This is a genomic window from Arthrobacter sp. P1_D4 (genome assembly GCF_056406115.1).
On the sequence record NZ_JBFUAU010000009.1, the window covers coordinates 186,023 to 200,650 of the forward strand.

Sequence of the window (14,628 nt, forward strand, 5' to 3'; positions counted from 1 at the left end):
ACCTAGAGCAGTGACTTACGAGATTGAGATTGGCCGAGGCAAGCGTGGGCGTCGTGCCTACTCCCTGGATGACATTGCGATCGTCCCCAACCGGCGTACCCGTGACCCCAAGGACGTCTCCGTCTCCTGGCAGATCGATGCCTACAAGTTCGACATGCCGGTCATCGCGGCGCCGATGGATTCGGCCATGTCGCCGGAGACCGTCATCGCCCTGGGCCGCCTCGGCGGACTCGGTGTGCTCGACCTCGAAGGCCTGTGGACCCGGTACGAGAACCCGCAGTCCGTACTGGACGAAATCGCGGGCCTGGCTGACGAGACCAACAGCCCGGCCGTCACCCGGCGCATGCAGGAGCTCTACCAGGCGCCGATCCAGCCCGAGCTGATCACCTCACGCCTCGCCGAGATCCGCGCCGCAGGCGTCACGGTGGCCGGCTCCCTGACCCCGCAGCGCACGCAGGAACACTACAAGACCGTGGTGGCCGCCGGCGTCGACATCTTCGTCATCCGCGGGACCACTGTCTCGGCCGAGCACGTCTCCAAGGACCACGAGCCGCTGAACCTCAAGCAGTTCATCTACGAACTCGACGTCCCCGTGATCGTCGGCGGGGCGGCCGGCTACACCCCGGCCCTGCACCTGATGCGCACCGGCGCCGCCGGCGTGCTGGTCGGCTTCGGCGGCGGAGCCACCACCACGACCCGCCGCGCCCTGGGCATCCACTCGCCCATGGCCTCCGCGATCTCCGACGTCGCGGCGGCCCGCCGGGACTACATGGACGAGTCCGGCGGACGCTACGTCCATGTGATCGCCGACGGCGGCATGGGATCCTCCGGCGACATCGTCAAAGCCATCGCCATGGGCGCCGACGCCGTGATGCTGGGCAGCGCCCTGGCCCGCGCCGACGAAGCCCCCGGCAAGGGATGGCACTGGGGCCAGGAAGCCCACCACCTCGAACTGCCCCGCGGCGACAGGGTCAATGTGGGAACGGTCGGGCCGCTCGAAGAGGTCCTGTTCGGGCCCGGCCACCACACCAACGGCACCTCCAACCTCGTCGGCGCGCTGCGCCGTTCAATGGCGACCACCGGCTACTCGGACCTGAAGGAATTCCAGCGCGTCGACGTCGTCGTCTCGCCGTACGCCGGCAACTGAAACCGCGCGCGGGCCGTTGAGGGCCCTGCCCATCCGGGAAACTTGGACGTAGTCTGGTGCCCTACGAGGTTTGATCCGGATGGAGGCGTGACATGAACAGTTTTCCCGGCGGTTCTGCCGAGGCCGGAGGTGCCCTCGGGCCAGCGGCCCGCGAGGCTTCAATCACTGTGCTTAGGGGCAGCACCGCTCCCGGCAAAGAGCTCGACATCCTGATCGTGGGCGGCGGCATCGTGGGTGCCGGCGCCGCCCTCGACGCCGTGACCCGAGGGCTCAGTGTGGGCATCGTCGAGGCCAACGACTGGGCCGCGGGGACGTCGTCGCGGTCCTCGAAGCTCATCCACGGTGGCCTCCGGTACCTCGAAATGCTCGACTTCGGCCTGGTCAAAGAGGCACTGCACGAGCGCGGCCTCATTCTCTCCGTCCTGGCGCCGCACCTGGCCCGGCCGGTCCCGTTCCTGTACCCGCTCCACAAACCGTTCCTGGAGCGGCCCTATGTCGGCGCCGGAATCGCCTTGTACGACGCGATGTCCATCACCGGCGGGCACAGCCGCGGCGTCCCCTTCCACAAGCACCTGTCCCGGCGAGGGACCCTGCGCGCCGCCCCCAGCCTCAAGGACGACGCCTTCGTCGGATCCATCCGCTACTACGACGGCCAGGTCGACGACGCCAAGTACGTCGCCAACCTCGTGCGGACCGCGGCGCACTATGGCGCCCACGCGGTCAACCAGATGTCGGTTGTGGACTTCGTGCGCGAGGGCGAACGCGTGGTCGGCGCCAAGGTGGTCAACCATGAGGACGGCTCCAGCTTTAAAATCCGGGCCAAACAGGTCATCAACGCCACCGGGGTCTGGACCGACGAGACCCAGGCCATGGTGACAGACCGCGGACAGCTCAAGGTGCGGGCGTCCAAGGGCATCCACCTCGTGGTGCCCCGCGACCGGATCCAGTCCACGGTGGGGCTGATCCTGCGGACCGAGAAATCCGTGCTCTTCGTGATCCCCTGGGGCAGGCACTGGATCATCGGGACCACTGACACCGACTGGCACCTCGACAAGGCCCACCCCGCGGCTTCCAGCAAGGACATCGACTACCTGCTCGAGCACGTCAACAAGGTCCTCAAGCGCCCGCTGACCCGCGAGGACGTCGAGGGCGTCTACGCGGGGCTGCGGCCGCTGCTGGCCGGAGAAAGCGATTCCACCGCGAAGCTCTCCCGCGAACACGTGGTGGCGCACCCCGTGCCGGGTCTCGTGGTGGTGGCGGGCGGTAAATGGACCACCTACCGGGTCATGGCCAAGGACGCGGTCGACGAGGCGACGCGCAGCATGGACGAGCGTGTCCCGGCCAGCTGCACGGAATCCGTCCCGTTGCTGGGGGCGAGCGGTTTCAAGGCCGCGTGGAACCAGCGGAACCGGATGGCGGAGGAGACCGGCGTCCACGTTGCCCGGATCGAACACCTCCTCAACCGCTACGGCGCCATGACGCCGGAGGTGCTGGCGCTCATCGCTGACAGCCCGGAACTGGCCGAACCGTTGCCGGGCGCTGACGACTACCTGGCTGCCGAGGCCGTCTACGCGGCCACGCACGAGGGCGCCCGGCATGTCCAGGACGTCCTGACCCGCCGCACCCGGATTTCGATTGAAGCGTGGGACCGCGGTGTGTCCGCCGCTCCGGTAGTCGCTAAACTAATGGGAGACGTTCTCGGCTGGAGTGATGCGCAGCGCGAGGGCGAAATCAAGCACTATCTCGCCCGGGTTGATGCCGAGCGCCTGAGCCAACAGCAGCCGGACGACGAATCCGCCGACGCCGCACGGCTGGGCGTGGAGGACATTGTGCCGCTGCGCTAAAACTCAGCGCCGGCCGGCAGTGCAGGATTACAACGCTAGTCATTGGACTGCCGGCCGGCGTCACTGACGCCACTTCGAAGGGACATCTCTTGGCGGAACCACTGGACCGGTACGACGCCGAGCTGACCACACCCGAGATGGTGATCCTCGAAATGGACGCCACGGACAAGCTCGACGCCACTGCCCAGCTCGCGGAACGCATGCATGCTGCCGGACGTATCTCCGATCTCGTGGGCTTCCTCAAGCAGGTCAATGCCCGGGAGCACCAGCTCGCCACCGGCCTGCCCGGCGGTGTCGGCCTGCCGCACGCCCGCAGCGAGCTCGTGTCACAGACATCCATCGCGGTCGGCATCACGAAGTACGGCAGGGCGCTGGACTTCGGCGCGGCCGACGGCCCGGCCACAGTGATTCTGCTCATCGCCACCCCGGCGAGCTCCTTTTCCGATCACCTCGAAGTGCTCGCGACGCTGGCACGCTCACTGTCGAAAGAATCCTTCCGAGAATCGCTCCGCCGCGCCTACGACGCCGAAGTGATTGCCGAACTGATCAATTCCAGCCTGGTGTTCTTCGACCACTAAGATTGGGACCCGGCTTCCCCACTCTCGATGGCCCGTTTCGCTGTTCTACACAGGGACGAAGTACCTTTAAGGGGTGCTGAAAACTGCCCTCAAACCCCGCTGGATCGCAGGACTCGTGTTCGCGATCGCCATTTCCGGGGTCTTTGTGCTGCTCAGCCAGTGGCAATTCGGCCGTTCAACGCAGGCCGAAGCCCCGGTCCCCACCACAACAGAGCAAACGCGGCAGCTCACCTCGGTCCTGCAGCCGGGTGGGTTCTTCCCCGGATCCGTGGCTGACCAGATGGTCTCCGCCACCGGCAGCTACGACCCCCAGAAGCAGGTCCTCGTCCCCGGCCGGCTCAATGACGGTGCGAAGGGCTACTGGATCGTATCGGCCTTCGCCGTCAAGGATGCCCCGGCCCTGAAAGGCGGCGGGGCCACACCCCAGACCTGGATTCCGGTCGCACGCGGCTGGGTGGCGGATCCCGCGGACGCCGTGGCGCCGCCGTCGGGCACCATCGAACTGACCGGGCGGCTGTTGCCGTCCGAGTCCCCGCTGCCGCGGACGGATCCCGGACCCGGCCGCGCCAGCGCCGTCTCGGTTGCCGAACTCATCAACGACTGGAACGTCAGCAGCTACCCGGGCTTTGTCGCAGCGACGACCGAACTGGCCGGCGGCACCGACGTCGGGGCCGCGGCCGCAGGCGGCGACGTCAAACCCCTCCGGATCGGCCCGCAGCCGCCCGCGCAGCAGGTCAACTGGCTCAACCTCTTCTATTCCGTGGAATGGGTGGTCTTCGCCGGTTTCGCGTTGTTCATCTGGTGGCGGCTCGTCAAGGACGACTACCGCCGCGACCTCGAAGACGCGCTCGACGAGGAAACGGCCGGCCAAGAGCCCCCCACCGACCGCCACGCGGCCCACCACAACGCGGCCCACCACAACGCGGCCCAAGCGCCCGCCGACTCCCATCCCACAGCCCCCCAACCCACAGACCCGAGAGTGCAATCATGATCGAGCCCCAGCCCGCCATCCAGCCGCAGTCCACCAACGGCACGGGGAAAGCCGGGAAGAAGCGCCGCTTCGGCGGCACCGAGGCCCAAATCCGGTCCGCCCTGAAGTTCTACAAGGTGCTCGCCTACCTGACGGGCACGATGCTGCTGCTGCTCTGCGCCGAACTGATCGCCCGGTACGGCTTCGGTCAGTACCTCTTCGCCGGCGGCACCAACGCCGTCACCGGCCAGCCGTTCGGCCTCGGATTCGCCGACGCCGAGCCGCCAGGGGTGATCGGGGGCGTCAACCTCTCCATCACGGTCCTGATCGTGCACGGCTGGATGTACGTCGTGTACCTGATTTCCAACTTCCGGCTGTGGTCGCTCATGCGCTGGCCGTTCACCAAGCTGGTGGTCATGGCCCTGGGCGGCGTCGTGCCGTTCCTGTCCTTCTTCGTCGAGAAGAAGTTCCACGCCGAGGTCGAGGCCGAACTCGCAGCAAACCCGCAGGCGCCCCAGCGGTACTGAACCCCTTCTGACCCGGCGCCCGTCCTGATCCGTCCTGATCAGTCATTCCGGGTCAGTGACTCGACGCCGGCGGCCGCCGTCGGGCATGTGAGTTCGCTTACCTCGGCCCGCGATTCGGGCCCGCACCGGCTTCTCAATGTGCGGGCGGGCAGCAGCGCAAAGTAGGCTAGTGGGGTGACTACTCCCACTGCATCCCAGACGTCCCACAGGCCGGTTCTGGTTGTTGACTACGGTGCCCAGTACGCGCAGCTGATTGCCCGCCGCGTCCGGGAAGCGAATGTGTATTCGGAAGTGGTTCCGCATACGTACAGCACCGAGCAGCTGCTGGCCAAGAACCCCGCCGCGATCATCCTCTCGGGAGGGCCCTCGAGCGTCTACGCCGACGGCGCCCCCAGCGTCGGTGCCGACCTCTTCGAGGCCGGCGTCCCGGTCTTCGGCATCTGCTACGGCTTCCAGGCCATGGCCAACGCCCTCGGCGGCAAGGTGGCCCAGACGGGCCTGCGCGAATACGGCGCCACCGAGACCACCACCCTCGGCGAGGGCCGCTCCATCCTGGCCGGCATGCCCCAGCACCAAAGCACCTGGATGAGCCACGGCGACTCCGTCCACGAAGCCCCCGAGGGCTTTGAGGTCCTGGCGACGACGGCGGGCGCCGACGTCGCGGCGTTCGCCAATGAGGACAGGCGCCTCTACGGCGTCCAGTGGCACCCCGAAGTCAAGCACTCGGCCTACGGCCAGCAGGTCCTGGAAAACTTCCTCTTCAAGGGCGCCGGGCTGGAACCGAACTGGACCACCGGCAACATTCTCGAAGAACAGGTCCAGCGGATCCGTGACCAGATCGGCGACGCCAGGGTCATCTGCGGCCTCTCCGGCGGCGTCGACTCGGCTGTGGCCGCCGCCCTGGTACAGCGCGCCGTCGGCGACCAGCTGACCTGCGTCTTCGTGGACCACGGGCTGTTGCGCGAGGGCGAAGCCGAACAGGTCGAACGCGACTTCGTGGCCGCCACCGGCGTCAAGCTCTACGTCGCCAACGAGCAGGAGCGCTTCCTGAGCGCCCTTGCCGGCGTCAGCGATCCCGAGACCAAACGCAAGATCATCGGCCGCGAATTCATCCGCGCCTTCGAGGAAGCCGAACTGGCGATCATCGCCGAGGCAGCGGCGCACGGGGAGAAGATCAAGTTCCTCGTCCAAGGCACCCTGTACCCCGACGTCGTTGAATCCGGCGGCGGCGAAGGTGCGGCCAACATCAAGAGCCACCACAACGTGGGCGGGCTCCCCGAGGACCTGCAGTTTGAACTGGTTGAACCGCTGCGCGCCCTGTTCAAGGACGAGGTCCGCGCGGTCGGTGCCCAGCTCGGCCTGCCGCAGGAAATCGTCGGACGCCAGCCCTTCCCCGGCCCGGGCCTCGGCATTCGGATCGTCGGCGATGTCACCAAGGAACGCCTGGACCTGCTCCGCAAGGCCGACGCGATCGCCCGCGCCGAGCTGACCGCGGCCGGACTGGATGACGAAGTGTGGCAGATGCCCGTGGTGCTGCTGGCGGACGTCCGCAGCGTGGGCGTCCAGGGCGACGGGCGCACTTACGGACACCCGATTGTCCTGCGCCCCGTGTCCTCCGAGGACGCCATGACCGCCGACTGGTCGCGGCTGCCCTACGATCTCCTGGCCCGGATTTCCAACCGGATCACCAATGAGGTGGACGGCGTCAACCGCGTGGTGCTGGATGTGACCAGCAAGCCGCCGGGAACCATCGAGTGGGAATAGCAATCTGAGTGGCCGGCCTTTCGAGGCCGGCCATTTCATTTTGTTCCTGACAATGTTTCTGACAATTCAGCCTGAATTTCGAACCGCCCAGTGTTGCGGCCCCGCACCTGCGGGGGATTCGGGCTACCCTCGAAAGCATGCCGGTATGGTCCAAGGCGTCCCGCGCGAGCCTGGCAACCGCGAGCACACAAGATGCGGCCAGGGAAAGCGCGGACGCAACACAGACGAGCGTTGATACGACGAACCCGCCAGAGTCGAGCCCGCCGCGGTCCGGCACAGAGAAGTCGAGCACAGAAAAGAAGGCAGCAGTGTCAGTTGGTCAAGGCCACCCCGAGGGCTCCGAGGAGTTCAGGAAATGGCTGTCGGGGCTCAAGCCCGTCACCGGTGCAGATACCATGCTGCGCTTCACCAAGACGCCCGAAGGCTCAATTGACCTGACTCATGCCCATCCCTCCGGGCTCGCCCAGCTGATGGCAGGGCGGCGTACCCGGCTCTCGACCCTGATCCGCGACCGCCAGCAATTTGTTGTCGCGGCCAGGGCATCGCGCAACCTGCGCTCCAAGATTTTCGAACTCGCCAATGACCGCGGCATCGACGCGGGGTATTTCTCCGCCGGCACGGTCGTCTGGACCTCCGCCGTCGGCGGCAAACCGCAACGGATCTCGGCCCCGGTCATGCTCACCGCCATCTCCCTCACGGTGCGCCCCGGCGAGGACGACTACGAGCTGCAGCTCACCGAACAGGCGCAGATCAACCCGGCGCTGGTCCGGCACCTCAAGACCGTCCACGGGATCGTTTTCGACGTCAACGCGGTGACGCGGATGGCGTACAGCACGGCCCGTTACGACCCGCAGCCCGTTCTGGACCGCCTGGGCACCCTCGTCCAGCCGATTCACGGCGCGGAGGTCGAACACAACCTGCTCGTCTCCACCTTCGCCGACCTCTCCGGCAACCTCGATGATCCGTGGATCAACCAGAACAACCCCCTGGTCACCGCGCTGGCTCGGTCCGGTTCCGGCGAACTGGTCGACGTGCCTGCGCTGGAACCCGGCCGCTTCCCCAGCACGGACGACCGTGACCCCGCCGACGAGCTTCTGCTGCTCGACGCCGACACGGACCAGCAGTATGTGGTCGACGCCGTCCGGGCGGGCGACTCGCTGGTGGTCAGCAGCCCGCCGGGCACGGGCCAGACCCAGACCGTCATCAACACCATCGGCGCCCTGGTTGACGAGGGCAAGTCCGTCCTGGTGGTTGGTGACAGGCGGGCCAGCCTCGCCGAGATCTCCGGGCAGCTGGATGGCCTCGGCCTGGATTCGGTCCTCTTGCAGCTGACAGGCAGCGCCAGCCCGCTGCAGCTGAAGGGCCAGCTGGTCCGGGCGATCGTCCGCAACGAGAAGTCGCTGCAGCCGCAACTGAGCAACCTGCACGCCACACTGACCGGGCACCGTCACGCCCTCATGGACCACGTGGCCTCCCTGCACAACGTACGGGCGCGCTGGGGTTGCTCGCCGTATGAGGCCATGCAGTCCCTTGCAGAGCTGACCTCCATCCAGCCGGCACCGGCGACGACCGTCCGGCTCAAACGCAGCGTGCTGGACAACATCCGGGACCGCGAGGAGCTCGCGGGCCGGCTCCGCCGCGCCGCCGAGCTCGGCAGCTTCAGCCGCGCGTCGACCACCAGCCCCTGGCACGGCGCGCGCCTGCTGACCCGCAAGGAGACGCAGGAAGCGCAGGGCGTGGCGCAGTCCGTTTCGGAAAAGCTGCCGTTGCTGCGCGGGCGCATGGCTGCCGTGGCGGAACACGCAGAGATCCGGCTGGGCCGGACCTTCGCCGAATGGGGCGAGCAGATCGAACTTCTCGTGGCCGTCCGCGAAAGCCTGGACAAGTTCACTCCCGACATCTTTGACCGGCCCGTCCACGACCTGATCTCGGCCACTGCGTCCTCTGCCTGGCGCAGGGAACGCGGGATCGAAATGCCGTCCATGCAGCGCTCACGCCTGCGCCGCGTGGCCAAGGAGTACGTCCGGCCCGGCGTGCACATCGCGGACCTGCACAGCTCCCTGGTCCTCGTGCAGGAACAGCGCGCCGCATGGTCCGGCTACGCGACCACGCAGCGGCACCCGGCCGTGCCATCCGGGCTGGCTGAAATCACCGGCCTTTACCGGGAGCTCGCCGCGGAACTGGCTGAACTGGGCCTGGCTGTCAAGCACACCGCCGCCGGCGGCGACCTGGACCGCGCACCCTACGACGAACTCCTGCCCCGGGTGCGGCGGCTCGTCGCCGACACCGCGACCCTTGAAACCCTTCCGGAGCGCACGCTGCTCGTCGAAAGCATGCGAGAGCACGGCCTGGGCGAGCTTCTCGCCGACCTTGCCGAGCGCGAGGTCCCGGAGGGTTCGGTGACCGCCGAACTGGAGCTGGCCTGGTGGCAGTCGGCCCTGGAGGCCATGATCAGCGGCGATGACTACCTCGCCATGTCCGACGGCGACGCCCTGCGCCAGCTTGAGGCGGAGTACCGTCTCGCGGACAACGCCCATATCGCCAGCGGCGCTGCCCGGCTGCGCTGGAACCTGTCCGAGCGCTGGCGCGCTGCCATCTCGGCGTACCCCCGCCAGGCCGAGCTGTTGCGCAGCCTGCTGAAGGACGGCCGGGTGACCCTGGCAGCCCTGAGCGGCCAGGCGCAGGAGCTGCTGCCCACACTGGTGCCGGTGTGGTCCGTCAGCCCCTACCTCATGACGGGCCTGCTGCCGATCGAGCAGACCTTCGATGCCGTCGTGATCCTCGACGCCGAGACGACCTCGTTGCAGGCCGTCCTCCCGGCGATCGCCCGGTCCCGGCAGGTCATCGCCTTCGGCGACGAACAGACCGCCAGCCCCCGGACCTTTACCGTGGGCGTCGAACGGCTCGCCGCGGGGGAGAGCTCCTACCAAAGCGTTGAGAGCTCGTACCGGGCACTCTCTGCCGTGCTTCCGGTCTGGAACCTGAGGACCGTGTACCGTGCGGTCGATGAAGACCTGGTGCGCCAGCTCAGCAAGGGTTTTTACGGCGGGGAACTCACCCGCCTCCCGGAGGGCCAATCCGCCACAGGGCTGGACCGTACCCTCAGCGTGGAGTACCTCCCCGACGGCACGGGGCTGCCCAGCGCTGACCATGACGGCGTCGAATCGGTTGTTGCCGAGGTCAACCGTGCGGTGGAGCTCGTCTTCGAACACGCCCGGCTCCGCCCCCGGACATCGCTGGCCGTGGTAACCGGCAGCCTTCGCCATGCCGCCCGGATCGGCGAGGCCATCAGGGCGCAACTGCCCAACTACCCCATGCTGGGCAGCTTCTTCAGTGCGGGGGACGAGTCCTTCCGCGTGGTGGATCTGGAACGGGCCCAGGGCCTGGTCCGCGACCACGTCATTTTTTCCCCGGGCTATGGCCGCACCCCGCATGGGCGCACCCTCCACAGCCTCGGGCCGCTTTCCGCCGAAGGCGGCCGAGCAAAATTCGCCCTGGCGATGACGCGTGCCCGCCGGTCCCTTCACGTGCTCAGCTGCTTCCGGCCCGAAGACCTTGACGTCAGCCGCCTCAGCCACGGCGCCGTGGACTTCTACGAACTCCTGGACCGTGAGATCGCGGGCAACACGGATCTTGGCAGCCCCGCCTCCCGGGCCGCGGCCAGCGAGCAGGCGCTCGGCGCCGATCCGCTCGTGGCCGACCTGGGCGACCGGCTCCGGGCCCGCGGGGCACGTGTGTGGCACCAGTACGACGGCGTCCTGAACATGGTGGCGGCCGCCGATCCGATGACCACGATCGGCCAGGACGATGCGGAGATTCCCCGTCCGGTGGCGATCGAGTCGGATGGCACCAGCCACTACCGGCGGATGAGCGTCCGGGAACGGAGCAGGCTCCGGCCGCAGCTCCTGGAACGGCTTGGCTGGCGGTACATGCCCCTGTGGACCATAGAGGTCTTCACCGACCCGTCGGCCTGCGCCGACCGGATTGGCGGCTACCTCGGGTTGGAGAAGCCCGCCGTGTCCAGCAGGCTGCGGACATCGCACGGGTTCTTCGACGACGGCATCGAGCATTTGGCGATAGACGAGGCGCGGGCCGCCGAGTACCACGTGGCGGCCGAACCCGCGGGACAGGTGTTCCGCGGCCACGAAACTGCTGGCCAAGAATTCCGCCGGCAGGCACCAGCATCAGCAATGACAGGCAATACAGGCAGTAAGGAGGCCGGCGGCATGAGTGCGGACGGCATCACCAGCAACACCAGCAACACCGGCAACACCGGCAACACGAACGACACTGGCAACACCGGCGCCCGCGAAGCCGGCGCGGCGGGGGCCGCGGCCGACACCGCGGGGCCGAACCCCGGCGAATCGACCGGGGAATCGACCGGGGAATCGACCGGCGACGGGCCGGATCAGGAGGCCGCGAAGGAGACGTCCCGCCGTTCGGAGGCACAGGCCACCGTTCCGGAGGGCGTGCTGCCGAACAAGGCGGCGGAAGACGACCCCCGGCGCTGGGGTGACCAGCCTGATAATTACGATCACGACGCCTGGCTCCAGGAACAGAAGCCGCCCCACTGGGGCTGACGTGGCTGCCCGCAGCCCAGAGCCTGCGGGCGTAACCCGCGTCGGTGCAAATTGCCCGGGCCCTGGCCCGGCGGGAACGCCCTGCTGGCTGGACAGTTAGCCCGGCGGTGATGCCACAAGCACGAAAAACAATTTGCCCTGGGTAGACGCGCCCGCCAGCCTTCGGGCCTGCTCGGCGGTCGCTGCCACCACCACCAGCCCGTCAGTCTCCGCAGTGGCGGGCCAGGGGCTGGCCTTGCCGCCCTGCGCCGACGTCCAGAGCACGGGCACGGCTTCGGCCAGGATTTGGCTTTCGCCGGGTTGTTCCATGCCGTTGCTGGCAGTGAGCACCACGTTGACGAGCTGCCCGGGGGAGACGAGTTGCATGGAGGCCGGATCTGCCATCCTCAGCGGCACGGCCGCAGAGCCGCGTGGGCTTCCGGCGAGCAGGCCCGGTCCCAGGATCTGGGCGTCGGTGAGGAGCTGGCCCTGGCGCAACGGTGCGGCCAGCTGTTTTCCCTCGAATGCGGTCTCGCTGCCGGGGCTGCCCGCAGGAATAAGGCCGGGTGGCACGCTGATCCTGCTGAGATCGCCGGGTTCCAGGGACTTTCCAGCGGGTAGATCGGCCGCGGCGGCGAAGGCTGCGACAGTGTCAGTGGGCCCTGGAGCCAGTTGCTGAACTGTCAGTCCGGCGGGGATGCAGAACAGGAGGGCCGCGATAAGCCGCCGGTTCCGGTTCAGCCAGCCGCGCAGGCGGCGCCACGACGGACGGCCCCGGGGCGGATGCCGGCGGGGTTTCGCGGGACCGATCCGGCTCCGGAACGGAAGGCCTGCGGCGGAAAACGTGGCGGCAGGAAGGCTCGTTGGGTGGATCCCGGTACGGGACCAGCGGCCGGGGCCAGCTTCAGGCAATGCGGCGCGGAACGGCCTGAACGAAGGCGCGGAAGGCCCAGGAGCCGCCGGGGCAGCCGTGTTGAACGAAGGCGGGGAAACCGCGGTGAGGAAAAGTTCCATGCCGCCACGCTACGGATCCGCGCAGAGGGGCGGGAGCTGCGGAACGTCCTATGTGGACAACGGCACAGCGGGCAGGGGCCACCGCCGGGCAATGCCCAGGATCAGCCGGCCGTGGCCCAGCCGGCGGCCGGCGCCAACCCGGCAGGTGCCTTAGCTGGCCGCGGCGGCGGGCGCGGGGGTGGCCGCGGGAGCTGCAGGAGCCGGGGAAACCGTGCTGCCCTTGGTGTCGCGCGAATCGGTCCGGTAGAAGCCGGAGCCCTTGAACACTACGCCGACGCTGTTGAACTTCTTGCGCAGCGTGCCCTGGCACTCGGGGCAGGACGTCAAGGAGTTGTCGCTGAACGACTGCACGATCTCGAAGGCGTGGCTGCAGTCCTTGCAGGCGTATGCATACGTGGGCACTGGAAATCCTCCTCAGGGGCAAACGAGCAGGTCCCGTGCCGCCGAGTCCGGATCACCGCCGATATGTCTATCGACCTGTTCCGTCCTTAGCAGTCGCAGGGCCTGAGTGCCAATTCTATCACCTCGGCGGGAACCCGGATCAGGCGGGCCGGGATCGGCCGAGCCGGATGATCCCGCCCGGGGTCAGCGCCGTGTCGACTTTCCGGTCGAACGACTCCGCGGGGATGCTGCCTGCGGGCAGCACCTCCGTGTCATAGACGACGGCGGCAGTCGGCAACGCGACAGCGTCGGCTGCAGCGTCGGCCGCCCCGGCGTCCGCCCCGCCGGACGCGGAGGACATGGCAGCCAGGGCGGCAAGGAACTTGTCGTAGTAGCCGCCGCCTTGCCCGATTCGGTTGCCCGAGAAATCCACTGCTGTGGCCGGCAGGATGATTGCGGTGGCGTCCCGCATGATTTCGGTGCCGTGGCGCTCTCCGACAGGCTCCTGGATGGGCGCGTACCGGCTGCGGACAAACCCGGACTGGGGAGTCCAGTACACCCAGCTGAGCTCGATGTCGGGTTCGCAAACGGGCAGCAGCACCCGGTGCCCGGCCTCGACCAGGGCAGTCAGCAGTGGCAGCGTGGGCGGTTCGGCGCCCACCCCGAGGTACGCCGCGAAGGTGCCCTGGCGGCGGGCAAGCCCGGAGGCCCACTCGAGCCCATGGCTGGCGATGCCCGCCGCGGCGGTGTCCTGTGCGGCCAGCGGGAGTGCGGAACGCGCCGCCCTGTGGCTGGAGCGAATTTCCTCTTTTGACGCCATCTTGGCCCGTCCTCTGCCTCTTGCGGCCGCGCTGCACCGGCGGGCCCGGCAGGCGGTTCGCATAATGATTACGCAATGATTGGTCCCTCCGTTAGATTAGTCGTGTGAATACACCCATCGCTTCCGTCCGCAAGGCCGTTATCCCCGCCGCGGGCCTTGGTACCAGGTTTCTCCCGGCCACAAAGGCCATGCCCAAGGAAATGCTGCCTGTCGTTGACAAGCCAGCCATCCAGTACGTCGTCGAGGAGGCCGTGAATGTCGGCTTGAACGACATCCTGATGATCACTGGCCGCAACAAGCGGGCGTTGGAGGACCACTTCGACCGCGTCCCCGCGCTGGAGTCCACCCTGGAGGCGAAGGGTGACACTGCGAAGCTCGAATCCATTCAGGCCGCCAGCAACCTCGGTGACATCCACTACGTCCGCCAGGGCGATCCCATGGGTCTCGGCCACGCCGTCCTTCGGGCCAAGCAGCACGTCGGGCAGGAGCCGTTCGCCGTCCTCCTGGGAGATGACCTCATTGACGCCCGCGATGAGCTCCTCAGCACCATGATCGAGGTCCAGGCCAAGACCGGCGGATCGGTGGTCGCTCTGATCGAGGTGGACCCGTCCCAGATCAGTGCCTACGGCTGCGCGGACGTCGAGGCAATCGGCGGTGAGGACTACGTCCGCATCAACCAGCTCGTGGAGAAGCCCGATGTGGCGGACGCCCCGTCCAACCTGGCCGTGATTGGCCGCTACGTGTTGCACCCGGCCGTCTTTGAAGTGCTGGAGCGCACCGCGCCCGGCCGCGGCGGGGAAATCCAGCTCACGGACGCCCTGCAGGAACTCTCGGCCGGCACCGGCGAGGGCTACGGCGTGTACGGCGTCATCTTCCGCGGCCGCCGCTACGACACCGGCGACAAGCTCAGCTACCTCAAGGCCTGTGTCCAGCTCGCCTGCGACAGTGAGGACCTCGGCCCGGGCCTGCGCGAATGGCTGCCCGGCTTCGCGTCCAGCCTGGCCCCCAGCCTCGCCAAATAACT

At 68.0% G+C, this 14,628-nt stretch carries 11 protein-coding genes; 8 read left to right on the plus strand and 3 right to left on the minus strand.

Annotation, left to right across the window (positions count from 1 at the left end; all coding sequences use genetic code 11):
* Nucleotides 1-10 precede the first annotated feature (10 nt).
* The 7 genes from AC1D0A_RS10990 to AC1D0A_RS11020 all read left to right on the plus strand — a co-directional run bounded on the left by AC1D0A_RS10990 (nt 11) and on the right by AC1D0A_RS11020 (nt 11,410).
* Nucleotides 11-1,147 carry a GuaB3 family IMP dehydrogenase-related protein gene (locus AC1D0A_RS10990; RefSeq protein ID WP_230007196.1) on the plus strand — a complete coding sequence of 379 codons (1,137 nt, stop codon included), beginning with the start codon at nt 11-13 and terminating at the stop codon, nt 1,145-1,147.
* A 92-nt stretch (nt 1,148-1,239) separates the two neighbouring features.
* On the plus strand, nt 1,240-2,991 hold the full coding sequence (locus AC1D0A_RS10995; protein ID WP_028275740.1) for a glycerol-3-phosphate dehydrogenase/oxidase: 1,752 nt from the start codon (nt 1,240-1,242) through the stop codon (nt 2,989-2,991).
* An 89-nt stretch (nt 2,992-3,080) separates the two neighbouring features.
* Nucleotides 3,081-3,569, plus strand: coding sequence for a PTS sugar transporter subunit IIA (locus AC1D0A_RS11000; RefSeq protein WP_243181030.1), 489 nt, complete (start codon nt 3,081-3,083; stop codon nt 3,567-3,569).
* Nucleotides 3,570-3,642: 73 nt separating this feature from the next.
* Nucleotides 3,643-4,560 carry an SURF1 family protein gene (locus AC1D0A_RS11005; RefSeq protein WP_476945779.1) on the plus strand — a complete coding sequence of 306 codons (918 nt, stop codon included), beginning with the start codon at nt 3,643-3,645 and terminating at the stop codon, nt 4,558-4,560.
* The gene (locus tag AC1D0A_RS11010) at nt 4,557-5,066 is read left to right on the plus strand and encodes a DUF3817 domain-containing protein (protein WP_028275738.1); all 510 of its coding nucleotides are present in this window, start codon (nt 4,557-4,559) and stop codon (nt 5,064-5,066) included. The genes AC1D0A_RS11005 and AC1D0A_RS11010 overlap by 4 nt, the downstream gene beginning before the upstream one ends.
* 174 nt (nt 5,067-5,240) lie before the next feature.
* Complete coding sequence (gene guaA / locus AC1D0A_RS11015) at nt 5,241-6,830, plus strand: glutamine-hydrolyzing GMP synthase (RefSeq protein WP_476945780.1); 1,590 nt, start codon at nt 5,241-5,243, stop codon at nt 6,828-6,830.
* A gap of 308 nt (nt 6,831-7,138) precedes the next feature.
* Nucleotides 7,139-11,410, plus strand: a complete 4,272-nt coding sequence (locus AC1D0A_RS11020; protein ID WP_476945781.1) for an AAA family ATPase — start codon at nt 7,139-7,141, stop codon at nt 11,408-11,410.
* 96 nt (nt 11,411-11,506) lie between these two features.
* Here AC1D0A_RS11020 and AC1D0A_RS11025 read toward each other — a convergent pair whose 3' ends face one another.
* From AC1D0A_RS11025 to AC1D0A_RS11035, 3 genes are all read right to left on the minus strand, one after another.
* Nucleotides 11,507-12,403: an RcpC/CpaB family pilus assembly protein gene (locus AC1D0A_RS11025; protein WP_476945782.1), complete on the minus strand. Its 897-nt coding sequence runs from the start codon at nt 12,401-12,403 to the stop codon at nt 11,507-11,509.
* Between the two features lie 150 nt (nt 12,404-12,553).
* Entirely contained in the window at nt 12,554-12,805 is a 252-nt protein-coding gene (locus AC1D0A_RS11030; protein ID WP_079550223.1) for an FmdB family zinc ribbon protein, read from the minus strand.
* 139 nt (nt 12,806-12,944) lie between these two features.
* The gene (locus AC1D0A_RS11035) at nt 12,945-13,604 is read right to left on the minus strand and encodes a 5-formyltetrahydrofolate cyclo-ligase (protein ID WP_243181019.1); all 660 of its coding nucleotides are present in this window, start codon (nt 13,602-13,604) and stop codon (nt 12,945-12,947) included.
* Between the two features lie 104 nt (nt 13,605-13,708).
* Here AC1D0A_RS11035 and galU point away from each other — a divergent pair, with 104 nt between their 5' ends.
* Complete coding sequence (gene galU / locus AC1D0A_RS11040) at nt 13,709-14,626, plus strand: UTP--glucose-1-phosphate uridylyltransferase GalU (RefSeq protein ID WP_028275735.1); 918 nt, start codon at nt 13,709-13,711, stop codon at nt 14,624-14,626.
* The last annotated feature ends 2 nt before the right edge of the window (nt 14,627-14,628 follow it).

Excerpts from the sequence above, each read along its gene's own strand:
- AC1D0A_RS11025 (WP_476945782.1), bottom strand. The coding sequence starts at position 12,403 with ATGGAACTTTTCCTCACCGCGGTTTCCCCGCCTTCGTTCAACACGGCT.
- AC1D0A_RS11035 (WP_243181019.1), bottom strand. The coding sequence starts at position 13,604 with ATGGCGTCAAAAGAGGAAATTCGCTCCAGCCACAGGGCGGCGCGTTCC.
- AC1D0A_RS10995 (WP_028275740.1), top strand. The coding sequence starts at position 1,240 with ATGAACAGTTTTCCCGGCGGTTCTGCCGAGGCCGGAGGTGCCCTCGGG.
- AC1D0A_RS11010 (WP_028275738.1), top strand. The coding sequence starts at position 4,557 with ATGATCGAGCCCCAGCCCGCCATCCAGCCGCAGTCCACCAACGGCACG.